Raw genomic sequence first — 22,268 nt, forward strand, 5'->3', positions numbered from 1 at the left:
AGAGCCCAACAATAAAACAGTGTACATTTAATCCATAAGATTCACACACTAAATGGATAGTACTCATGTATAAATCTTTTATCCTGATTATGGCGCTTACTTCTACGCTTACAGCTTGCGCCTACAACCAAAAACCTGTCGTCGACATGACCAATGTTGACCCTAGTACATATGAACAAGACTTTCTTTACTGCCAAGGCTATGCAGAAAATGTCGACAAATCAGAGGCAGCGAAATCTGAAGCCACTAATGGGGCAGTTACAGGCGCATTGATCGGCGCAGCTGCTGGTGCGCTAGAAGACGGATTAGGTGGAGCGGCTGTCGGTGCTGCTGCCGGCGGTGCTGTAGGAGCTGGAGCTGGTGCTTTGAGTGGAACAAATGATTCAACCAAAACCCAATCTCTCGTATTGCGTAAATGTCTCCAGAACAAAGGCTATACCGTCTACGATCTTGATTAAATAAGCACTTTTCTTAAATTATCGCGCGATGGATTCTATTCACAAATGTTTCACGCTGTAACGATTAATCTCGTTACCTCTCTGGGATATGTGTTCCATCCCAATGCTTAAATAGTAAGGTCATATTTTGAAGCCAGGTAAAACAGGTATACGCCGTGTCATGGATGCGACCGGCTATTCATTTCAAGGATTGAAAGCCGCATGGACACACGAAGCCGCTTTTAGACAAGAATTGATTCTCGCCTTGGTGCTTTCCGTCTATGCTTTTTTCCTTCCTGTCACCACATACGAAAGAGTGCTGATGATCAGTAGCCTGTTCTTGGTATTGATCGTCGAACTCATTAATTCCGCCGTAGAAGCGGTTGTCGACCGTGTTAGCGATGACTGGCACGAGCTCAGTGGTAGAGCCAAAGATATTGGTTCAGCAGCAGTATTTGTTGCGTTAACTCTTGCCCTTTTTATTTGGGCTTCGTTCTTGCTCTAATTTTTATTCAAGACACTCATTATGAAGACACATGATTTACAACAGAGAGGTATCTCTTACGTTACCTTTACTTTCCTGTTGGCGCTGTATTTCGCTCTCGTCGTAAACATCCCTATTTATAAAGAACTGATCGGCATCTTTACACACTTAGATAATGTCAAGATTGGATTTATTATCACAATACCAATTTTCTTTCTTGCCGCGCTCAATTTCCTTTTTAATTTATTTAGTTGGCCTTGGATCGGCAAGCCGTTCTTTATAATTTTAATCATTGTTTCAAGTATGGTGAGCTACGCAAGCTATAACTATGGCACACTTTTCGATTCTGGAATGATTGCCAATATTGTTGAAACCGATTCGAGCGAGGCGAGTTCTTACCTGAGTGCTCACTCTGTAATTTGGACGCTGATTATGGGAGTTATCCCAGCGATAATTATCTTTAAGGTCAAGCTGCAATCTCAACGTCACCAATTACTGTACTTCTCTGTTACCAAATTAGTATCGATGCTGTCGTCGCTAGCTGTCATCGCCGTCATTGCCAGCGTGTACTATCAAGACTACGCATCTGTAGGGCGCAACAATAGCCACCTAAAAAAAATCATCATACCCACCCAGTTCGTTTACAGCGCGACCGGGTATGTGAAGGAGAAATATTTCACCACGCCAGAGCCATATCGAGAAATCGGCACAGATGCAAAGCAGTCAGATAGCGCCGTACAGCAAGCACAGCGCAAACCAACACTACTGGTTTTTGTCGTAGGAGAAACCGCTCGAACGCAGAACTACCAACTCAATGGCTATACACGAGAGACAAATCCTTATACTAGTAAACTGGATGTTATCTCATTTCAAGACGTCGCGTCTTGTGGCACCGCGACTGCTGTATCTGTGCCTTGTATGTTTTCACAGCTCACGCGAAACGAGTTTGAACGCACCAAAGCGGATAACCAGGACAATGCTCTCGATATAATGCTGCGCGCTGGGGTTGACCTCATTTGGAAAGAAAATGACGGTGGGGATAAAGAAGTAGCCCACAAGATCAAGAAAATTGAAGTGGATCGAAAGCAAGTAAACCCTATGTGTAATGGCCAAACTTGTTACGACATGGCGCTATTAGATCATTTTGATCAGGAAGTCGCGGATATGCACGGTAACCGAGTGGTCGCCATGCACCTTATAGGAAGCCACGGTCCGACCTACTTTCAGCGTTACCCAAGAGACAACGCCTTCTTTAAACCAGACTGTCCACGTGCAGACATCGAAAACTGTAGCATCGAACAAATAGTGAACACATATGACAATACAATACGCTACACCGATCTTGTATTGGCAGAAACCATCAAAAAACTTAAAGCGTTAGAGTCTGAGTATAATACCGCGCTAATTTACATATCGGATCACGGTGAGTCACTAGGCGAAAACGGATTGTTCTTACATGGTATGCCTTATGGCCTTGCACCAGATTTCCAAAAACGTGTTCCTTTGATTATGTGGCTGTCTTCGGGCTTTAAACAAGCGAAGCAGATCAATACCGACTGTTTGTATAAACAAGCACAGAATGCAGGCCAATACTCACATGATAACGTGTTCCACTCTTTATTAGGCATTATGGATGTACAAACTCAAGCCTACGATAGCAAGTTAGATATATTCAAAGCCTGCCGAGCCGTTTCCTAAACCATTCAATAAAGCCTGGCTCAAAGTGTGAATCAGGCTTTTTCTAACAAGGTATTTAAACTCATCGCCGCGCCAAGCGTTATACTGACAGTCCGCGATCCATACATCGAGATAAGGACTAGGATGAAAATTGGTATTATTGGTCTAGGGGATATCGCTCAGAAAGCATACCTTCCTGTTATCACTCAGCTTCCAAATATCGAACTTGTATTTTGTACCCGCAACCCAAACACACTTGAGAGCCTGGCTAAGCAGTATCGAATCTCAGAGATCTGCCAAGACTACCAGCAACTTCTGCACTTTGGCGTCGATGCCGTCATGATTCATGCGGCAACAAGCGTACACCCTCAAATAGCGGCATTTTTTCTGCAGCATGGAATTCCAACCTTTGTCGACAAACCATTAGCGAATAGTGCTGATGACGTAGAAAAGCTGTACGACATTGCCGAAAAAGAGAGACAGCCACTCTATGTGGGCTTTAACCGTCGTCACATTCCACTTTACAACCAACATATGCCACAAGTGCAGCAAGGCAACATATCTGACTTAAAGTCGCTACGCTGGGAAAAGAACCGTCACCAACTACCGGGGGATGTTCGTACCTTTATATTTGATGATTTTATTCACCCATTAGACAGCGTTAACGTCACAGCCAAAGCCGATCTAAAAGATGCTTATGTAACTCATCAACTTGAAGGTAGTCAGTTGGCGCGTTTAGATATTCAGTGGCAACATGGAGATACTTTGCTCCACGCCTCGATGAATCGCCACTTCGGTATCACTACAGAGCGCGTTCAAGCTTGTTATGCAAACAAGGCAGTTGAGTTCGACTCCTTCGTTGAAGGCAAACTATGGCAAGCTAACCAAGAGCAAAAAATCAATTTGAAAGACTGGACGCCAATGCTAACGAGTAAAGGTTTCCATTCGATGTTGCTCGACTGGTTTGGCGTCGTTGAGTCTGGAAATATTGCTAATGAAGTAGTAAAACGCAACATTGCCAGCCATCGATTGGCAGAGCAAATTTGTCAATATATCGAGAAAGTTGTCTCTAGATAATGCGATTCTTGGCTATATGCTTGATTGAGTATTACGCTCTATACTAAAAAGACTTGCCTTAGGGAAGGCATTCATTCTCTGTTAAGACTACAGCGATTATTCTATCAATCAGGTCAATGAGGGCACAAAAGCACACATCGACAAAACAGACGGTTTAGATTTGTTTTACGCTGCTCTCAGGTATCTGAATCATCACATTCAAGAATAAAGGAAATAGAATGAGAACACTTGGTAACATCATTTGGTTTGTATTTGGTGGCGTATTTATGGGGTTGCTATGGTGGTTTTTTGGTATTTTGGCCTTTATTAGCATCATCGGAATACCTTGGGGGCGTGCGTGTATCGTTATGGGTAATTTTTCCTTTTTCCCATTCGGTAAAGAGGCCATCTCACGCGATGAATTGACCAATGAAATGGACATTGGCACGAGTCCGCTCGGCGTTATTGGTAACGTCCTTTGGTTTGTATTTGCAGGCCTTTGGTTAGCTATCGGTCACGTACTTTCTGCCGCAGCATGCTTTGTCACCATAATCGGCATTCCGTTTGCGCTCCAACACCTCAAGCTAGCGGTTATTTCACTCGCACCAATTGGTAAAACGGTTGTATCGTCAGAAGAAGCTGCAATGGCTCGATACAACATCAATCGTTAGCAAAAAGCTAATGCGCTTTCTATCCTCTGGGCAGTCATGCTCAGAGGGTAACGCCCGTCAAAAGTAAGCCTATAATCGCTATCGCATATTCAATAATGGCTGATTGTATATTCATACCGTCACCTTTACGTTGAAGTTTATCCTAGCTCAGCACTGCTTTACTTTTATAATTAATTAATACGCCCAATCGAGTTCAAGATGCTAGACTCATAGCGTCGTCACTGACTCAAACTCCAAGAACGACGTAACGAAAAAGCGAGCTATCCTATGCTCGAAATATGGATTCTTTCCCCCTCGAAGTAGAGTTCAACAACAAAAAGACGAACTATAATCATAGCCAAAATTAATGCTTTTCGACCTAAAATATCTCACATCAATCAAAGAAAGCTTCTAAGATTTTCTCTTTTTGAGTAAATATAGACAGTTACAGTAGCGAAATTCTTCTCGGTAAAACTCCCCACTCAATCTCATGATCAGTTTTTTAAAAAAACAACAAAAATTCGTTGTTATCTAGAGTAATTATTTTATTTGTCGCAGAGCAATTCCATCAATATCATTTGCGACATCGGAGTGCTAGAGCATTGAACTTTTTAGCATTTATCACAGGTATAGAACGTAAAAAACCTTTTATTACTTATTTTTCTTTTTACATATGTTCTAACTCAACGTCTATTCAGACAGGAATATACCGTGGATAAATATCAAGCAGCTTATGCTAAGCGTCTAGAGAAACTAAATGGGGATCCATCTCCTAAAACGATAGCCCGCCTTTCGGCTTGGGATGCGTTTTTTAACAAGGAGTACGAGCTCCAAGACTTGGAATACCAGCTATCGGACGCTGCGCACCAGCACTATGAACAGTCGCATGCGAAGAGCGACATTAGCTTCAAAGAATTCAAACGAGCGTTCTATAATGAATCCATCAAAATTTACAATTTAACTGATGGCGCTTCTATCCAGAAAGTATTCACCCCATTACTTTTGCTTACAACGCTCTGGATAGTGTTTGTATGCCTATTTAACAAGTGATCATCAAACTATTCCAACAACGATCAGTATGGGACTACAGGTATGGCTCTATGTAAGGGGGCTAATTCGCTCGGTCTCCTTCACTAAATTAGCGACTCAATTACCCGCAATTCCATAAGCTAAAAGTGACAAGGGCATCCGTTGATGCCCTTTTTATTCAAAGGAACGCAACCAATAGACCTTTGGCCCACTTGGGTATAAAACCATTATGCGTTAAGCTGCACGCTATTATCCGATTGATAAAGAGTGGAGCGAAGTGATGGAAAAAGTAGGCTCTCGAGCATTGATTGTCGAAGGTGGAGCCATGCGAGGCGTATTTTCATGCGGCATACTCGATCATTTTCTTGCTAGCGAGTTCTCTCCATTTGATAGCTTTTGGGGAGTGTCTGCGGGTGCTAGCAACTTGGCTGCCTACTTAGCTAAAATGCCCGGACGTAACTTAAAAATCTACCTCGATTACAGCTTAAGAAAAGAATTTATCTCTCCATCTCAACTTCTACGTGGTGGTGATATGATGAACTTAGACTGGATGTGGAATGTCACCCTCGAAGAACTTGGAATCGATAAATCTGCGCTCAAAGCTGATTCACGACCTTTCTTTTTAGGCGTGACGCGTCAAGACAATGGGCAAGCGGAGTACCACCTTCCTGATGTCGACGACTTGGCAGAAACAATGAAAGCCAGCAGCGCACTGCCTGTACTTTACCGAAATGGCGTATCACTGAACGGAATTCAATACGTTGATGGTGGCGTCTCAGACGCACTTCCTGTTGCAGAAGCAATAAAGCGAGGAGCCAAAAAGATTATGGTTTTACGCAGTCAGCCCGCAAGCTATCAAAAGCCAAGAGGAAAATTCAGCGCCCTAACTAGGAGGATGTTGAAAGAAACGCCCGGATTAATTGAACCTATGTTGACACGTGAAGTTCGCTACAATCAGACCTTAGCGCTGATCAACAACCCACCACCTGGTATCGAAATCATTCAAGTGTGTCCTCCTGAAACATTCAAGTTGAAACGGCTGAGTCGATCGCCAGCACCACTGCGTCATGCTTATGAGTTAGGAATTGAAGCAGGAAAGGAAGCCATCATACGCTGGAGTCAGAAGTAGAAAAAAGCCACGTGGATTAAACGTGGCTAACGCAAATTCGATGGCAGTGGATTATCGTATTTGCTTCTGGTCGAGCCCAATATTCAGGCTCAAAACTGTTTTAATTTGCTCGCTAACTGAGAAAGCGAGTAGGCTGTCAAAACTAGTAAGTTTCAAACAACCCAGAGTTGTAGTCTTGGATGGCTTGTTCTATCTCTTCCATGCTATTCATGACAAAAGGGCCATAATGCACCACGGGTTCATTAATTGGCTCACCTATAAAGATCAGTGCACCACTCTCTTTTTCGGCCTGTAATTCAACCCATTCACCTTTCGATAAAATGGCCATTTCGCCTTGATTGATCTCACGACCTTTTAATTGAATACGACCTTTATAGACATAGAGCATCATGTTGTTGTCTTGATCCGTGTTCAAATTCAAAGCTTGACCACCCATCGCTCTCCAATCGGCTACCGTGGCAGCAACACCTGTCTCTGTTAGCGGCCCCTGAATTCGTTCGTTGTTTATAGTCATATGACCCGCAATCAAACGTACAACCCCCGTATTCGGAGTATCAAACTCAGTGATCGTTTCAGGTTGAAAGTCATGATATTGAGCTGGCTGCATCTTATTTTTCGCAGGCTGGTTAATCCAAATTTGGAAACCATGCAGTTCGCCTTCCTTCATAATAGGCATTTCGCTATGGATGACGCCTCTTCCTGCCGCCATCCACTGTGCACCACCGGAACGAAGCTCGCCAACATTATCCATATGATCACGATGCTGGAAATGACCTTTCAACATATAAGTAAGCGTCTCGATACCGCGGTGCGGATGCGGAGGGAAACCGCCGATATAGTCAGCACGGTCTTCTGATTTGAGTTCATCCATCATCAAAAATGGAGAAAAGCTAGCATGATTGAAACCCGCTACTCGGCGAATTTTCACTCCATCACCATCAGCAGTAGGTTGCGCAGGAATAAGCTGACGAATGTCTCTGAATGTACTCATACTAGTTCTCCTAGTTTATCTTTGTGACCGCTTGCAAATCGCATGTTCAATCTATGGCTATCGATAAGGTTCTATTTTAGGTTGATGAGCTAAAATTATGAGCCATACTATTCGTTCTACTTATTCAACTTTTTCGAACAATACAATTTATCGAGTTAATAATGAGCACATTTAATTTATCTAAAATAAATGTAGCTATTTTCTAAACAAGGTGTATAGTGTGCCTTGGCTCTTAGAAGAGAGCTGTTAATGCAACATTTAGTTTAAGTTTCCTCTCAGTAAAATCTTGAATCCCCAATTCAGACACCTGCGTACAACTTCCTCTTGATTGAACATTCAATAGCTTAGAAAAGATCCACAAAACAAATCATAATTTTAATGTTTAATTCAAAGGTATTTTTATGTCTAAAGTAACTGGTTCAGTAAAATGGTTTAACGAAACTAAAGGCTTCGGTTTTCTATCTCAAGACAACGGCGGCCAAGATGTATTCGTACACTTTAACGCTATCGTTTCTGACGGTTTCAAAACACTGACTGAAGGTCAGAAAGTAAGCTTCAATGTAGAGCAAGGTAAAAAAGGTCCTCAAGCGACTGAAGTAACTCCTCTATAAGACTGCTTTTCTTGGTGTAGCATGCCCATGCTGCACCAAACCTCTCTCCTTCAAAAATATTCTTTGATCAATCACTCAACCTAATTTTAGGCATTGCTTTGTGCTATCTAAAATAAACTGAATAGTACTGCTTAATTTATTATTTATAGGAAAAATCATGTCCTCAAAAAGAACTGGCCGTCAAAGGCATTGGTATCAATTACTTAACAAAGAGAAAATCACTAAAAAACAGGAGAATAAATGTTAGAAATTGAATTTAATTTAGAACAACCTCAAACCTCTTGGAACGCTAAAATACATCAATTAAATGGTGATATTTTACGAAGGCACGTATTACCGAAACTTCTTTCTCATAGCTTCATGATCGATTTTGAATATTGTGAGAAAACGCAATCTGGAACTATTCTCTGTGATTCAGGTTCAAAGTTAGGAAGTTTTACTGTTAACTGATTCAGTTTTCATGCATTAATGGATAATGCAACTAATTTGGAAGGTATCCAATGGCTAGAAAAAGTAAGAAGCAGTCAGAAAAAGACAAAAAAGAGTCTGAACAAAACGCGGCGGCGGTAAAGCAGAAAACTCGACGCCGCATAGAAGACATTATGGAACAAAGAGAATTTGATAAGTTATTCGATCTATAAATGCTCTCTAGTGCTTTCTCTGCCTTTATCGTTGTGCAAGGTACCGCCACCTACCTTTGCTCAAACGAATCTCCACTCTTTTAGACTACTCTTCTAATTACACGTGCCTCTCACACACGCAAAAACAACTGGCTCCTCTATACTCAAGTGACTTGCAAATAGTCGTTTCGCTCACAGGAAACCCCGTGACTAATGACAGCTAGGTTATTTGCGTATAGCCAAAGCGATATTTTTGCGTATAATCCCTCTCGTTTGCTTCGTATAACCCCAATGATATGGTTTGGGGGTCTCTACCAGTTCCCGCAAAGTGCTGATTACGAAGAGTTGAGATCATCGTGGGTCTTACTCTTTGTGATAGCGTTCGATTTATTTCTATCTATACCTATTCTTAGAGTAACTGCATCCACAATACACATAAGGTGGAATATGAACGCATTTATTCAAGGTCTTCCAAAAGTAGAGCTGCACTTACATATCGAAGGTTCACTTGAGCCGGAACTCTTATTCAAATTAGCAAAACGAAACGGCATCGAGATCCCTTACTCTTCTCCGAGTGAACTACGCAGCGCATATCAGTTCACAGACTTACAATCATTTCTCGACCTCTATTACCAAGGAGCGGGAGTTCTGCGTACGGAGCAAGATTTTTACGATCTCACTTGGGAATACTTACTGCACTGTAAAGAAGACAACGTTATTCATACCGAAATCTTTTTTGACCCTCAAACACACACAGAACGCGGCATAGACTTTGACACTGTTATCAATGGAATCGCTCGTGCGCTAAAAGATGGTCACGAAAAACTTGGCATTACTTCGCAAATTATTGCGTGTTTTCTCCGTCACCTTTCAGAAGAGAGCGCCATAGAGACCCTGCAGGCTATTCTGAAACACCGTGATAAGATCATTGGTGTTGGGCTAGATTCTTCAGAACAAGGTCATCCGCCAGCTAAATTCAAGCGCGTATTTAAACAAGCAGTAGAAGAAGGCTTACTTACCGTTGCTCACGCAGGTGAAGAAGGCCCCGCACAAAATATTAGCGATGCAATTGAAATGCTTTACGTGAGCCGTGTGGATCACGGTGTTCGCTGTGTTGATGATGAAGCATTAGTTGAATCCTTAATCGAAAGCCAAATGCCACTGACAGTGTGTCCGTTATCGAATCTTAAGCTATGTGTATTCGACGATATGAAAGATCACAATATTGTGGATTTGCTACGAAAAGGTGTCGCCGTAACGATTAACTCAGACGATCCTGTGTACTTTGGTGGCTACATGACGGATAACTTTCTGGCCGTCAACAACGCACATCCAATGAGTAAGAGTGAACTTGCCCAATTTACAATGAACGCGATTGATGCCAGCTTTATCGATAACGAGTTAAAGGCGAAATATCGTCACCTTGTTAGCCAATACGTAAACCAGCACGAAGCGTTGCAATAAAGGCATCAGTGCCACGCCTTAGGTCAAACGCGTAGGTATTAAAACCCTACAAAGACTCTGTGGTTAACCGCATTTATAAACGCTAGACTGAGAAAGCTAAACTAGCACACAAAAAGGAATAGAATCATGATTCAACAAGGCCAAGCTCTACCAGTTGCAACTCTTAGTGAGTTGACTGCCGATGGTATGGTTAACCACGACGTTACAGAACTGTTTGCGAACAAGAAAGTCGTACTATTTGCTGTACCTGGCGCATTCACCCCTACCTGTTCAGAAGCTCATCTACCAGGCTATGTGGTATTAGCTGATGAGCTAAAGGCAAAAGGTGTTGATTTAATTGCTTGCGTTTCTGTAAACGATGCATTTGTGATGCAAGCGTGGGGCGAAGCTCAAAACGCTTCTGAGATTCTGATGTTGGGTGATGGCGACGCTAGCTTTACTAAAGCATTGGGTCTTGAAATGGATACAGGCGGCTTTGGTGGTATTCGCTCACAACGTTACGCGATGATCATTGAAAACGGCACAGTGACTAAGCTTAACGTTGAAGAGCCAAAAGAGTTTGAAGCAAGCAAAGCAGAAACGATTTTAGCGGCGCTTTAAGCTTACTCCTAAATACAAAAACGGAAGCCATCGCTTCCGTTTTTTGTTGGCTAACGCATTCTCACAACACTCGTTTGTTGCTTACGCTGCATTTCCGCAAAAGTCAGCACAAACGGGGATGACTGCTTTACACGGCTTGGTAATGAAGAAAGCGCATTGTAGGCATCCTGTTTCGTTTTAAAATCACCAACAGTTACCGTATACCAACGCGTGCCTCGGCTGTTTTTCCAGTTAACCCAAACCGGATGCTTAGGATCGATATAGCGAATATAATCTTTCACATCTTTTTCTTGCTTTAGCGCGAGTACCTGCATCGTGTAATGGTTTGGGTTTAAATAACCATATGCATCCTGAGAGGTCATGACTCCAACACATTGGCCGCTATCGACCTCCTGCTGGTAAGGCATAGCGCAGCCCATGAGCGATAAAATCAATGTCAAAGATAAAATCTTGTGCACGTGTCACTCCATTCTTGTTCTAGTTTCTTTTCTCTCGCACCCAAAAACACAAAACGCTCTTGGTCAGGTAAAACACACCCTTACAAGAAGGCCTGCGTTTTAACGCAACGAGTATTCCAAAAACGTAAGGCGACCACGTTGGTCGCCTTAGTAAACTGATTTAATAGAAAATTAACAAGATAGAGTGATATAGACAGAAGTTCGCTACTGTTTAGAACCAGCTAGCGACCAATTGCTTAAACCAGTCTAAAATTCGCTTGAATAAACTGCCTTCCTCCACGGACTCCAATGCAACGAGCTCGGCTTCATTTACGACCTTACCGTCGACTTTGTAAAGCACTTTACCAACCACTTGTTGCTCAGAAATTGGCGCAACTAAATCACCGTTGTATTCAACATCCGCTTGCAGATTTTTTACATCTCCTTTTGGCAAAGTGAGATAAACATCGTTAGCTACGCCGACAGTAAGCTCGTCTTTTTCGCCCATCCAAACTCGAGCTTTCGCAAGTTCCGCACCCGCCTCAGTCGGCATTACCGTATCGTAAAAGCGGAAGCCATAACTCAACAGCTGCTTGCTTTCTGATTCACGAACATTCTCACTCTTCGCTCCCATCACTACGGCAATCAAACGCATATCACCTTGTGTTGCAGAAGTCGCTAGACTATAACCCGCGCCGCTTGTATAACCAGTTTTCATGCCATCGACATTCATACTACGATCACGAAGCAAGCCATTACGGTTGTATTGAGTGATGCCATTGTAAGTAAACGAGGTTTCGCTATACAGCGGATAGATATCAGGTAAGTCACGAATAATCGCTTGGCCCAACTTGGCAATATCATAAGGTGTCGAATATAAACCGTCACTGTCTAGGCCGTGAGGGTTGGTGAATGCCGTGTTAGACAATTCAAGCTTGGCGGCCCAACTATTCATCAAACTCACAAACCCTGATTCACTTCCCGCAACATGCTCAGCAATAGCGACACTGGCATCGTTACCAGATTGAACAATCAGACCACGGTATAAGTCAGACAAAGAAACGGAAGTATTGACTTCAATAAACATTTTTGAAGAATCTGGGAAATTTTTTGCCCAAGCATTTCGGCTGATGACAACCTCATCATTCAACGTAATATTGCCTGTATTAATTTCTTGACCAGCTACATAAGCAGTCATCAACTTCGTTAAACTCGCGGGGTTTAAACGTTTGTGGGCATCACGTTCAACCAGTACTTTCCCCGTATGGAAGTCCATCAAAACATAACCACGAGAACTGAGTTCCGGCGCATTTGGCACAACTGAAGGCGCAGCATAAGCCAACGAGGATACAGCAGCGAACCCTGTAATTAACACTGTGTGTAATATAGTACTTTTTCTCATCATGACATCTTATCTTATTAGCATTTAAGGCTTACAAACGGTACCCGAATGAATTCAAAGCGCGGGATTACCTAGTTAAAAAACGAGTATATTGAAACGGCGCTCAGTTACAGCCACCTTGTTACGATTGGTTACTTTTACTCAATGTTTGTCGAAAATAATGAGAGGTAGGTAGAGCTTTCGTCTTGAAGAATGAAACAGGAGCGAAAATAATTCCGTAACGCTATGTTTTTTGAGAGGAGAGAAAAAGCGCACAAGTCAATTCAGGGAGTAAGTTGGTATAGGAAAAGTAGTTGAGCTTTTATCCATATCTAAATAGGAAACAACAAAAACAACCAACAATAAGTCCAGTTAATTACTTACCAAGAAAACATATTAAAAACGCATCATAAAATCGCAATTAATTATCGATAAATTTAAAAACCTCAGATTATCATTTATGTAAATTTCATTTATTATTAAATCGGAGAAAAATACAGCTTTCCTTTCTTAAAACTAAGAGACGATTTTTTCGATGTTTTTAGGTTTATCTCATCAGAGAACTTGGTATAACAGTGAGGGATAAGGCATCCGGACTTAGCGCGAAAGGATAACCCACTGTTATTTAAGTTCACACGCTGCTTTTTAATGACTAGAGACTTTAAACTGCGGTTACCTTCGGTTTGTGCGGCTATCCTTTGACGTATCCCAACCCAGTACGACTCAAACGACGACATCATACATATCCTCTTTCATGATATAAGTATTAATAATTAAACATCGCTAAAAGCTAAGCTTGTCATAAATAAAAGTATTAGAAATTAATTTTATCTCATCAAAAAAAATCAACCCGCACATTCCACACAAAATTAGTGGTTATGTCAAATATTAATTATCATTAATTTTATTTATAATGGATATAAAATCAGTTTATAATTTTTAAATAATTTAATTATTAGAAAGCAGTATAACCAGTCCATATTTAACATGGAAATATGAGCTTTGTTTTGCATCATAATATATAAATACATTAAAGATTCATCTACGAACTAAATGCTCTTCAAGAGGTGATATAAATTAGCATTTCGAGACTAAATGAGAATAAAAATAGCGCACCGTATATGGTGCGCTATAGATTTGATTAAGGTCACTGTATAAGCATAGATAAAACTAAACTCATTTGACGTAGCTAGGCCAAGATTGCTTATGGTTTAAGTTTCAATACTTTATCAATATCTTCTGCGCTGTGGCGCTCAGGTAACTGCTCCCATTCTTCACCCCATGAACGGTTCACAATTCGACCACGTTTTACCGCTTCACGCTCATCAATTACTTTTGCCCAACGCACAACGTTTTTGTAGCTTTCTACGTCTAAGAATTCAGCCGCATCGTAAGCACGACCCAACACAAGGTTGCCGTACCATGGCCATGTTGCGATATCAGCGATGCTGTACTCATCGCCACCTAGGAATTCATTGTTCGCAAGACGCTTGTCTAATACATCTAACTGACGTTTTGCTTCCATTGTAAAGCGGTTGATTGGGTACTCGAACTTCTCTGGTGCGTACGCGTAGAAGTGACCAAAACCACCGCCTAGATATGGCGCAGAACCTTGCAGCCAGAATAACCAGTTCATTACCTCAGCACGCTTAGCGCCTTCTTTTGGTAAGAAATGATCAAACTTCTCTGCTAGATAAAACAAGATGTTGCCAGATTCAAACACGTTCACTGGCTCAGAACCCGAACGGTCAACCAATGCCGGAATTTTAGAGTTTGGGTTAACAGCCACAAAGCCAGAGCCAAACTGGTCGCCATCGCCAATCTTAATCAGGTATGCATCGTATTCTGCTGCCGTTACGCCAGCCGCCAAAAGCTCTTCAAACATGATCGTCACTTTCTGACCATTTGGGGTACCCATTGAGTAAAGTTGGAATGGGTGCTCACCAACTGGAAGCTCTTGCTCATGACGTGCGCCAGAATCCGGACGGTTGATGCTCGCCCACTGACCGCCGTTTTCATTATCGTTTGTCCAAACTTTTGGTGGAATGTATTCGTTAGCCATTGTTTTCCCTTATTGTGTTTGAATGCATCTTCAAACTGACGGGTCTTACGCGCCAGCAAGCATTATTAACATCACCTCTTCGCCAAGTGCGATTAGGCATACTCAAGATATTAGGTCGAATTCGCTAAATAAAAGTCCTGCAATCTCTTTTAGTTAGAACCTTTGGTTATGGGATTTTCTTTCACGCTATAAGTAAAAACGTCACGGTAATGTGAACTAGGTTCGAGATGCCAACGATGAGTAAGCTACACTCGGCGGCGCACCTCTATTTGTGGATTTAGAACAACCGCTAAACTTCAAAGTCACCAAGAGTGAAGTTGTTCTGGATACCCTAGTTCAAACCACTTACGTACGTGAAAGGTAATCTACCTAGGTAATTTGAACAAAAGAAAAACGCCCTTCACTAAATCAATGAAGGGCGTTTTAATGTATTCGAAACCGTTACTTAGCTGATTCAAACAAACCCGTTATACCTTTCAAAGGGAAAAGCCTTGCTTGTTCCAACCCTATCAACGTTACTTTACTAAGGTCATCAATAAAGAAACGACTGGTCATCGTGTGTTTGCCATCATTAATGAAAATCTCGATGACAGAATTGTCGATATATATATCAATCGTCTGCTTAGCGTCCAATCTTGGTGCTTTTCGAATACCACCAAATTCTTCTGCGTACAAATGAGACATGTGACGACGGTCCAGCATAAACTCGTGCTTTGTCGCACTAAAGACGATGTTGTCACCTTTGAGGTTACTCAGCTCAAGTTCAAAGCCATCGCCCTCAAGGTCTAATTGGATCAAACAACTTGTGCTTTCCAGTGTATGGGACTGTGCAAAGACCACCTCTTCTTTTCTTAAACTCTCCAATTCAGGGAGTGGAGTTTGAACAAGAAAACCATCTTTCAACGTTAGTTCTCTAGGAAGAGACAACATTCCTGCCCACTGGTGTGTGACCGATGGTGTGTCGATTTCTGGCAACCCTATCCATGCAATAAGAATGCGACGCCCATTCTCATCTAAATAGGTTTGTGGGGCGTAGAAATCAAACCCATAATCTGGCTGCAAAATATCTTGGTGGTTTTCTAAAATCATCGACTCTAGGTTCAACTGATCACCCACGATATATGCGACAGAATAGATGTTTTTGAAATCATAAGGATTACTACTGCTCACGCCCTGTGGAGAAAACAGCATCACCGATTGACCATGAATCTCAAAGAAATCAGGACACTCCCACATGTACCCAAGGTCAGAAAACTTGGTCTTGATAGGACCTTTATGCTGCCACGTTTTCAAATCTTTGCTTTGATAGAGCGCCATTGAACCATGCTCGGTTTTGGTTTGAGCACCCACCACCATCAAATAGTCGTCGCCTTTCTTCCAAACTTTTGGATCACGAAAGTGCTCCGTGTAATGTTCGTTCTCAATGACCACACCATGCTTTTCAATGTTGCCATCTGAATCCATGGTGGCAAAGCACTGTGTTGGAATTCGATTCCAGTTTTGGTCACGCTTATTACCAGTAAAAAACAGCAAAGCCTTGTTGTTTTCCACCAAAGCACCGCCCGAATAGACACCATGTGAATCGTAGTCTTGGTCGGGATGAAGACCCACACCATGATCAGTAAAATGGATGAAGTCTTTAGTAGAAAGGTGGTACCAATACTTCATTCCATGGACTGGTCCCACAGGCGTCCACTGGTAAAAGATGTGGTGCTCACCATTGAAATAGCACAACCCATTTGGGTCATTTAACAGCCCAAATCTAGGGGCGATATGAAAACTAGGAAAGCCTTTATCTTGCTGACGTGAAAGTGTCATTTCTTCGATATCACACTGAGGGATTTGCTCAAGTCGGCGATATCTTTGCTCTACAGTCCAACGGTTGTTTAAGCTCATAATTTTTCTCAACTGAAACTGGATCTGGAGATCATTGCCCAATAAATTGCAGCAATTCTGTCTGGGTCGGAAGCGCGGTCATTGCGCCTTTTTGCGTCGTCGCTAATGCACCACAGCCATTTGCCCATTGAATCGCAGAGCTAACAACAGGATGATTTTTCCAATCGTCATACCTAGACAGGCATGCCAGTAGCCCTCCGACAAAAGCATCACCCGCACCTGTGGTATCAATCGGACTAACGACTTGACCTGTGATCAGTTCACTCTGACTTTCAAAGACGCGCCAAACACCTTTCGCACCTTGTGTCACCAAGACCAAAGCAATATTCAAAGCGGCTATTTGTTTTAAACCTTGCGCCATCGATGTTGAGTCAGTTAAGAACAAAAGCTCTTCTTCAGAGAACTTAACCACATCGGCCATCGCTACAGCCTTCATCACGACAGCTTGGATTTCTGATTGATCTTGCCACACTTCATCACGCAAGTTAGGGTCAAAGCTAATGAAACCACCAGCGGCTTTTGCTCTTTTGATCGCCTCAAATGTGCTGCTTCGACTTGGCTCATTTGCCAGTGAAATCGAGCAGACATGCAGCCAATCACCTTGCTTAAAGTTTGGGATGTCTTCAACAGACATAAACTGATCAGCGCTCGGTTTTACCATAAACGTAAAGCTGCGCTCACCTTGCTCGTCTAAATCCACCACCACTGTTGATGTTCTTTGCTCAGGATCATTAACGAGAAACTCCGTGCTCACGCCCTCTTGATCGAGCGTTGATTGCATGAAGCGACCAAATGGGTCATCACCTACACGTCCAAAAAACGCACTCTTACCAGATAGACGAGCAATAGCTACGGCGACATTCGCTGGTGCACCACCGGGACATTTGAGTAAAGAAGTCTCAGATTCCGGTATTAGATCGACAACAGCATCACCAGTTACCCACACTTGATTCATCTTGCTTACCTTGAAATTAAAGCCCTGATAGTCCAACGTGTTGAACACCTTCACTACCAAGTAAAAATTGAAAAAGGCTAGCCAAGCCATTAGTGCTTGGCTAGCACCCCAAACATTTAGGAAAAGAAGTGGATTTTGGGGGACTCCACCCCTAAGGAGTTCAGATTAAGCCGCTGCTTTTCTACCGGCTTTAGCGCGGTCACGCATACCTAGAACAATGGTGAGAACAAATGCGGTCAAGAACGCGATCACCATACCCGCGATGTAGTACCCAATCTTCTCTGGCGTAATGGAAATGATGCCTGGAAGACCAGCTGCGCCCAATGCCTGAGCTTTCACATTAAACATTGTGATGAACGCACTTGATAACGCCGCAGCGCAAACTGCCGCAATAAATGGGTAACGTAGTTTTAAGTTAACACCAAACATAGCCGGTTCTGTAATACCCAGCAAACCCGTAACACCCGATGGAATCGCAATACCTTTCATCTTCTTATCTTTGCTCATCACGCCCACCGCCAACGCTGCCGCTCCTTGAGAAACGTTAGACATCGCCGCAATAGGAAAGATAAAGGTGCCGCCCGTCGTCGCAATATCCGCAAGAAGTTGAGTTTCAATCGCAATGAAGCTGTGATGCATACCAGTAATAACAAACGGAGCATAAATAAGACCAAATACCGCACCACCAACAAAGCCAGCAGTGTTGTATAGCCAGTTCAGACCATCACCCAATAGGAAACCGATATCACGCGTGAACGGACCGACGACAGTAAACGTCAGCAAACCCGCTATGAAAATCGCCAGTAATGGCGTTAAAAGGTTGTCTAAAACAGAAGGTATGACTTTACGTAAGCCTAGCTCAACCTTCGCAAGAATGAATGCCGATACCAAAACCGGTAACACCGAACCTTGGTAACCCACTTTTTGGATTTCAAAGCCAAGAATATTCCAAACCGGAATGTTGCCAGACACAGATGCGCCGCCGAATCCCCAACCATTCAGCAAGTCAGGGTGAACCATCAACATACCTAGCGCCGCCCCTAAATATGGGTTACCGCCAAACTTCTTACTGGCTGAAAATGCCAGCAGAATAGGCAGGTAAACAAACGGCGCGTTTGCAAACGTGTTGATCATGTTCGCCAAGTCTGTCAGTCCTGGGTTGGCATCAATCAAAGATTTTCCATCAATGAACAAGCCTTGAGCAGTCAATAGGTTATAGATACCCATCAACAAACCGCCAGCGACGATTGCGGGAATGATTGGGACGAAAATATCAGACAGCCCTTTCACCGCGCGCTGAACGATGTTTTGTTTCTCTGCGCCAGCAGACGCAACGTCGTTGGTGGACATTTCACTCATACCCGTCAACTTCGCCATTTCTGCATAAACTTGGTTTACGATGCCTGATCCAAAAATGATTTGGTACTGACCCGCAACTTTGAACTGCCCTTTGACCCCTTCAAGGTTATCAATCGCTTGTTCATCTATTTTTTGCTCATCTGCAACGGCAAGGCGTAAGCGTGTCGCACAATGCGCAAGTGCGGTGATGTTGCTTTTACCACCTAATAGAGTTAACAACTCTTTTGCTACTGCCGGATAATTCATTTCATACCCCATTGGATTATTATCTGAGCTTGCGAAATTTTCGGGAACGTTTGCAAAACAGATTTTTGCCCAATAAAACCAAATGATCAAAGATAAAGCAGAGAGAATGTGAGAATGATCGTCAAATTCTCTCCCTAAGAGCAGTATAGGAGGTTAGAATCGCTACTTATCAAAGAGCTTTTCATCTTCTCTTTGCAAACAATCCCAAAAACGAAAAACAGAATGGATAGGAACAATGGCGAGTCTGCATGATGTCGCCCGTCTGGCTGGCGTATCAAAATCAACAGTGTCACGGGTTATAAACGATGAATATGGCGTAAAAGAAGCGACAAAACTGAAGGTCCGCCAAGCAGTAGCGGAGTGTGGCTATGTGCCAAACCAAGTCGCTAAAGATCTAAAATCTCAAAAGACCAATCTGGTTGGTGTCATTGTTCCTCGGGTTTCCTCTCATGCCACATCCCAAGGTGTCGATGGATTAACAGATGTCCTTGAAAAAGCAGGGAAACATGTCTTACTTGCTAGCACTCACCAAGCCCACGAAAAAGAACTGGAATACATTCAGATCTTTAACCAAAAACGGGTTGAAGGGATCATTCTTTACGCCACCCACCTCGATTCCAAGCTGGTAAAAGCAATTCAAAACTCAGCCGTCCCAGTTGTGCTCGTCGGTCAAGATGGTTCCATGTTTAATATTCCAAGCATCATTCATGATGACGCACGAGTAGGGTTTGAAGCAGGAAATAGACTGGTTGCAAAAGGTTGCCAAACCATGGGTTTTATTGGTGTGCAAGGTGACGATATCGCGGTAGATAAGCAACGCTCTGAAGGATTTGTTCAAGCGCTGCAACACCATGGTTTTGAGATCGCCTTCCATGCTCGTGGTGACTTTACAATCGATTCTGGCTATTCATTGGCAAAACAACACTTAACAAAGAACCCTAAGCTAGATGGCTTGTTCTGTGCGACAGACCGTATTGCTATCGGTGCGATGAGAGCGATTCAAGAGCTCGGGTTAACACCGGGTAAAGACGTTTTAGTGCTAGGAGTTGGTGATGATGAGCTCGCATCAGTGTGCACCCCAACCTTATCAACATTTAACTATGCATTTGATAAAGCAGGTGAAAATGGTGCGAAACTGCTACTAGATAGAATTGCCAACAGAAGTTTTGAAATGAGTAAGATGGTACTAACCTTCAAAACAATTGAGCGTCAGTCCTGTTAATGAAAAAGCGCCAACTGAAATCAGTTGGCGCTTTTCTTATTACTCTTTGTCGGTTAGATCCCTTTAGAACCAAGTTTCCATTTGCAGTGCAAACAAAACTTCACCACCATCACCCATCGTTGCAGCACCCGCATCCTGGCTAATCGAGTAGCCATTCAAGTCTTCGCTCCAATCAACGTAGCTAACTGCAAAACGTAGCTCCGGACGGTCAAAGAAACCTGCAGCGGTAGACATCTTAAGCGTTGGTGCGATTGTCGCTTTGTAAAAACTGCCACTTGCTTTATCAATCGCATTGTCTAGGTCCATGTATTGGTATGAGCCTTCATAAACCATCTCAAAGTTCTGCGTAAACTCTTGCGCTAAGCGGATGTTGAACGATGCCCACGTAAATTCATCATTTTCAGCAAAGCGATCTTGGCTGTGTTCTGCTAGCAACGCAGGTGCTACACGCCAGTTGTCGCCGATGCGTGTTACACCATAGCTGAACAAGCGTACGGCTTTTGCGTCTTCTAACAAATCTCCGTTTGAACCGATGCCTTTAAGTTCCGCACCCAGTCCATCACCCATCAAAATACCGGTTTTAGAGAAGCCTTCACTCATGCCAAAGAAGTTATCGCCATGGTAAGCAAACATCGCATGTAAACCTTTGTCCGCTGAGCCTTCTACGCGATCATTGTTATCAGCTGACGTCATGCCGCTCAGCATCAATTGCCAACTACCGAAGCGGTTGTTCATTGTCGCGATATAGTTTTCAACATCCGTTGACGAGCTATCAATCTCACCAAAATCACGACCATAGATCGAGAAGTTTGCTTTCCACGAATCGCTCATTTGGACGTCATACACGCCAGCACCAGTGCCAGATAAGAAAACGATATCCGAGTCAAAGAAGTGAATGTCAAAGTTATCACTGTCAAATCGTTTACCTGCCCAAAACGTTGCGTCAGCAAACGCACTTGATTCAGAGAACATGCTCAACTTGTTTAGCTCAGCATATATCTGACGAACGTTTAATTGACTCTCACTCGCTGTCCATTCGTTATTGGTTTCCGTACTATCTGCCAACATGATTCGGAACAATGCGCTGGAACCATCATCTGCAAAGCGTTTGTGAATAAGGTTTGCTTCCACATAATGATCATCCTCAACCCCTAATCGTCCAATTGGCGCGCCAATAGCACCAGCTGCCGTCATGTAAGGACCAGTACCCACTGCACCATTCAGATCATCATTAATGAGCAGCCCGGAACGAGCGTAGCCATGAAACTCAAAGCTTGAGGCTTTCTCATTTGCTTCTGTGGATGCTTTTTCTGTCTGCTCAAGTCTCTGTTCTAATTCATTAATTCGCTTTTCAAGAGCGTCAACATCTGTTGCTGCGAATACAGGTGCAGTAACCAGTCCAAGCGCTACTGCCATCGTCAAAGTGTGTAGTTTCATTTCCATAGTCTCACGTAAATTTATACTTAGGCATATTGCAAACGTTCCCAAGAAAAATCGCAAACTTATGGTGACTTTAAATGTCCATCTAAAGCCTGAATTTCAGAGCGCTCGTACTCAGAGCGTCTCTACTACTTATATCAATGAGGGCGATAATATATAAACTTTTCGGGAACGTTACCGCAAAGAGGTAATTTTGTTACTTCTATCACGTTCAATTGTGTTACTTACAGAAAAATCATTAACCAGCGCACATTTGAATTAATTGTTAGCGCTAGAGGAAGTAGTTTGAAGGTGACAGGCTACAAAGAAGGGGTTTAGTGTTCATTTGAGAGAATAGTGCTCACTCGCTTCCCTATGCTACTTGATGGTAACTCATCTCTATTTGTTGATGAAAAGTAGCAGCTAAGGTTGAACGTAACTAGGAGCGAAGCGGATCTCGATACCTCATTTCAAACAACTTGAAAGGCAGTTAAGACGAGATAAACACCCTTCACCTTCTGTGAATAGCGCTTTGTTATTCTA

21 protein-coding genes, 1 pseudogene and 1 riboswitch are annotated in these 22,268 nt (G+C 42.8%); of the genes and pseudogenes, 14 read left to right on the forward strand and 8 right to left on the reverse strand.

Going from position 1 to position 22,268, the window contains the following annotated elements:
• The first annotated feature begins 65 nt into the window (after window positions 1-65).
• The 7 genes from R7P72_RS02760 (at window position 66) to R7P72_RS02790 (ending at window position 6,462) form a co-directional block, all read left to right on the forward strand.
• Window positions 66-458, forward strand: a complete 393-nt coding sequence (locus R7P72_RS02760) for a glycine zipper family protein (protein WP_005373677.1) — start codon at window positions 66-68, stop codon at window positions 456-458.
• A 127-nt stretch (window positions 459-585) separates the two neighbouring features.
• Window positions 586-942 carry a diacylglycerol kinase gene (locus tag R7P72_RS02765; RefSeq protein WP_031778834.1) on the forward strand — a complete coding sequence of 119 codons (357 nt, stop codon included), beginning with the start codon at window positions 586-588 and terminating at the stop codon, window positions 940-942.
• Window positions 943-963: 21 nt separating this feature from the next.
• Window positions 964-2,619: a phosphoethanolamine transferase gene (locus tag R7P72_RS02770; RefSeq protein ID WP_005373681.1), complete on the forward strand. Its 1,656-nt coding sequence runs from the start codon at window positions 964-966 to the stop codon at window positions 2,617-2,619.
• 123 nt (window positions 2,620-2,742) lie between these two features.
• Complete coding sequence (locus R7P72_RS02775) at window positions 2,743-3,675, forward strand: Gfo/Idh/MocA family protein (RefSeq protein ID WP_017635148.1); 933 nt, start codon at window positions 2,743-2,745, stop codon at window positions 3,673-3,675.
• Window positions 3,676-3,893: 218 nt separating this feature from the next.
• Window positions 3,894-4,325 carry a YccF domain-containing protein gene (locus R7P72_RS02780; protein ID WP_005373685.1) on the forward strand — a complete coding sequence of 144 codons (432 nt, stop codon included), beginning with the start codon at window positions 3,894-3,896 and terminating at the stop codon, window positions 4,323-4,325.
• 690 nt (window positions 4,326-5,015) lie between these two features.
• Complete coding sequence (locus R7P72_RS02785; protein WP_017635147.1) at window positions 5,016-5,354, forward strand: hypothetical protein; 339 nt, start codon at window positions 5,016-5,018, stop codon at window positions 5,352-5,354.
• A gap of 259 nt (window positions 5,355-5,613) precedes the next feature.
• The gene (locus R7P72_RS02790; protein WP_042522690.1) at window positions 5,614-6,462 is read left to right on the forward strand and encodes a patatin family protein; all 849 of its coding nucleotides are present in this window, start codon (window positions 5,614-5,616) and stop codon (window positions 6,460-6,462) included.
• Window positions 6,463-6,604: 142 nt separating this feature from the next.
• Here the strand turns inward: R7P72_RS02790 and R7P72_RS02795 are convergent, their stop codons facing one another.
• Complete coding sequence (locus R7P72_RS02795; RefSeq protein ID WP_042522691.1) at window positions 6,605-7,453, reverse strand: pirin family protein; 849 nt, start codon at window positions 7,451-7,453, stop codon at window positions 6,605-6,607.
• Window positions 7,454-7,854: 401 nt separating this feature from the next.
• Between R7P72_RS02795 and R7P72_RS02800 the strand changes: the two genes are divergently transcribed.
• The 5 genes from R7P72_RS02800 to R7P72_RS02820 all read left to right on the forward strand — a co-directional run bounded on the left by R7P72_RS02800 (window position 7,855) and on the right by R7P72_RS02820 (window position 10,748).
• Window positions 7,855-8,064 carry a cold-shock protein gene (locus tag R7P72_RS02800; RefSeq protein WP_005373691.1) on the forward strand — a complete coding sequence of 70 codons (210 nt, stop codon included), beginning with the start codon at window positions 7,855-7,857 and terminating at the stop codon, window positions 8,062-8,064.
• Window positions 8,065-8,304: 240 nt separating this feature from the next.
• Window positions 8,305-8,514, forward strand: coding sequence for a hypothetical protein (locus R7P72_RS02805; protein WP_005373692.1), 210 nt, complete (start codon window positions 8,305-8,307; stop codon window positions 8,512-8,514).
• 50 nt (window positions 8,515-8,564) lie between these two features.
• On the forward strand, window positions 8,565-8,705 hold the full coding sequence (locus R7P72_RS02810; protein WP_017633782.1) for a PA3496 family putative envelope integrity protein: 141 nt from the start codon (window positions 8,565-8,567) through the stop codon (window positions 8,703-8,705).
• A 237-nt stretch (window positions 8,706-8,942) separates the two neighbouring features.
• Window positions 8,943-9,042, forward strand: a riboswitch (purine riboswitch).
• A gap of 89 nt (window positions 9,043-9,131) precedes the next feature.
• A complete protein-coding gene (locus R7P72_RS02815; protein WP_017819853.1) occupies window positions 9,132-10,148 on the forward strand; it encodes an adenosine deaminase in 1,017 nt (338 codons plus the stop codon).
• Window positions 10,149-10,274: 126 nt separating this feature from the next.
• A complete protein-coding gene (locus R7P72_RS02820; protein WP_005373699.1) occupies window positions 10,275-10,748 on the forward strand; it encodes a peroxiredoxin in 474 nt (157 codons plus the stop codon).
• Between the two features lie 50 nt (window positions 10,749-10,798).
• On the opposite strand, the gene R7P72_RS02825 is transcribed toward R7P72_RS02820, so the two are convergent.
• From R7P72_RS02825 to yghU, 3 genes are all read right to left on the reverse strand, one after another.
• Window positions 10,799-11,206, reverse strand: a complete 408-nt coding sequence (locus R7P72_RS02825) for an SPOR domain-containing protein (RefSeq protein ID WP_005373701.1) — start codon at window positions 11,204-11,206, stop codon at window positions 10,799-10,801.
• A 211-nt stretch (window positions 11,207-11,417) separates the two neighbouring features.
• Window positions 11,418-12,587: a D-alanyl-D-alanine carboxypeptidase family protein gene (locus R7P72_RS02830; protein ID WP_213866918.1), complete on the reverse strand. Its 1,170-nt coding sequence runs from the start codon at window positions 12,585-12,587 to the stop codon at window positions 11,418-11,420.
• A gap of 1,183 nt (window positions 12,588-13,770) precedes the next feature.
• Window positions 13,771-14,628 carry a glutathione-dependent disulfide-bond oxidoreductase gene (gene yghU / locus R7P72_RS02835; RefSeq protein ID WP_005373705.1) on the reverse strand — a complete coding sequence of 286 codons (858 nt, stop codon included), beginning with the start codon at window positions 14,626-14,628 and terminating at the stop codon, window positions 13,771-13,773.
• Window positions 14,629-14,881: 253 nt separating this feature from the next.
• On the opposite strand from yghU, the pseudogene R7P72_RS02840 reads away from it, so the two are divergent.
• A pseudogene (locus tag R7P72_RS02840) lies at window positions 14,882-14,992 on the forward strand (dihydrofolate reductase); the annotation flags it as partial.
• A 77-nt stretch (window positions 14,993-15,069) separates the two neighbouring features.
• Here R7P72_RS02840 and R7P72_RS02845 read toward each other — a convergent pair.
• The 3 genes from R7P72_RS02845 to R7P72_RS02855 form a co-directional block, all read right to left on the reverse strand.
• A complete protein-coding gene (locus R7P72_RS02845; RefSeq protein WP_213893539.1) occupies window positions 15,070-16,524 on the reverse strand; it encodes a sucrose-6-phosphate hydrolase in 1,455 nt (484 codons plus the stop codon).
• A gap of 31 nt (window positions 16,525-16,555) precedes the next feature.
• Complete coding sequence (locus R7P72_RS02850) at window positions 16,556-17,479, reverse strand: aminoimidazole riboside kinase (RefSeq protein WP_047102744.1); 924 nt, start codon at window positions 17,477-17,479, stop codon at window positions 16,556-16,558.
• 165 nt (window positions 17,480-17,644) lie between these two features.
• Entirely contained in the window at window positions 17,645-19,084 is a 1,440-nt protein-coding gene (locus tag R7P72_RS02855) for a sucrose-specific PTS transporter subunit IIBC (protein ID WP_031778838.1), read from the reverse strand.
• Between the two features lie 235 nt (window positions 19,085-19,319).
• Here R7P72_RS02855 and R7P72_RS02860 point away from each other — a divergent pair, with 235 nt between their 5' ends.
• A complete protein-coding gene (locus R7P72_RS02860) occupies window positions 19,320-20,306 on the forward strand; it encodes a LacI family DNA-binding transcriptional regulator (protein ID WP_005373712.1) in 987 nt (328 codons plus the stop codon).
• 63 nt (window positions 20,307-20,369) lie between these two features.
• Here R7P72_RS02860 and R7P72_RS02865 read toward each other — a convergent pair whose 3' ends face one another.
• Window positions 20,370-21,743: a carbohydrate porin gene (locus R7P72_RS02865; protein WP_318110380.1), complete on the reverse strand. Its 1,374-nt coding sequence runs from the start codon at window positions 21,741-21,743 to the stop codon at window positions 20,370-20,372.
• Window positions 21,744-22,268: the final 525 nt, after the last annotated feature.

This window comes from Vibrio sp. Vb0888 (assembly GCF_033338835.1).
In the GTDB taxonomy this organism is placed as follows: domain Bacteria; phylum Pseudomonadota; class Gammaproteobacteria; order Enterobacterales; family Vibrionaceae; genus Vibrio; species Vibrio alginolyticus.

Excerpts from the sequence above, each read along its gene's own strand:
- R7P72_RS02805 (WP_005373692.1), top strand. The coding sequence starts at position 8,305 with ATGTTAGAAATTGAATTTAATTTAGAACAACCTCAAACCTCTTGGAAC.
- R7P72_RS02860 (WP_005373712.1), top strand. The coding sequence starts at position 19,320 with ATGGCGAGTCTGCATGATGTCGCCCGTCTGGCTGGCGTATCAAAATCA.
- R7P72_RS02795 (WP_042522691.1), bottom strand. The coding sequence starts at position 7,453 with ATGAGTACATTCAGAGACATTCGTCAGCTTATTCCTGCGCAACCTACT.
- R7P72_RS02800 (WP_005373691.1), top strand. The coding sequence starts at position 7,855 with ATGTCTAAAGTAACTGGTTCAGTAAAATGGTTTAACGAAACTAAAGGC.
- R7P72_RS02830 (WP_213866918.1), bottom strand. The coding sequence starts at position 12,587 with ATGAGAAAAAGTACTATATTACACACAGTGTTAATTACAGGGTTCGCT.
- R7P72_RS02820 (WP_005373699.1), top strand. The coding sequence starts at position 10,275 with ATGATTCAACAAGGCCAAGCTCTACCAGTTGCAACTCTTAGTGAGTTG.
- R7P72_RS02810 (WP_017633782.1), top strand. The coding sequence starts at position 8,565 with ATGGCTAGAAAAAGTAAGAAGCAGTCAGAAAAAGACAAAAAAGAGTCT.
- R7P72_RS02770 (WP_005373681.1), top strand. The coding sequence starts at position 964 with ATGAAGACACATGATTTACAACAGAGAGGTATCTCTTACGTTACCTTT.
- R7P72_RS02865 (WP_318110380.1), bottom strand. The coding sequence starts at position 21,743 with ATGAAACTACACACTTTGACGATGGCAGTAGCGCTTGGACTGGTTACT.
- R7P72_RS02760 (WP_005373677.1), top strand. The coding sequence starts at position 66 with ATGTATAAATCTTTTATCCTGATTATGGCGCTTACTTCTACGCTTACA.
- R7P72_RS02790 (WP_042522690.1), top strand. The coding sequence starts at position 5,614 with ATGGAAAAAGTAGGCTCTCGAGCATTGATTGTCGAAGGTGGAGCCATG.
- R7P72_RS02815 (WP_017819853.1), top strand. The coding sequence starts at position 9,132 with ATGAACGCATTTATTCAAGGTCTTCCAAAAGTAGAGCTGCACTTACAT.
- yghU (WP_005373705.1), bottom strand. The coding sequence starts at position 14,628 with ATGGCTAACGAATACATTCCACCAAAAGTTTGGACAAACGATAATGAA.
- R7P72_RS02845 (WP_213893539.1), bottom strand. The coding sequence starts at position 16,524 with ATGAGCTTAAACAACCGTTGGACTGTAGAGCAAAGATATCGCCGACTT.
- R7P72_RS02855 (WP_031778838.1), bottom strand. The coding sequence starts at position 19,084 with ATGAATTATCCGGCAGTAGCAAAAGAGTTGTTAACTCTATTAGGTGGT.
- R7P72_RS02780 (WP_005373685.1), top strand. The coding sequence starts at position 3,894 with ATGAGAACACTTGGTAACATCATTTGGTTTGTATTTGGTGGCGTATTT.
- R7P72_RS02850 (WP_047102744.1), bottom strand. The coding sequence starts at position 17,479 with ATGAATCAAGTGTGGGTAACTGGTGATGCTGTTGTCGATCTAATACCG.
- R7P72_RS02775 (WP_017635148.1), top strand. The coding sequence starts at position 2,743 with ATGAAAATTGGTATTATTGGTCTAGGGGATATCGCTCAGAAAGCATAC.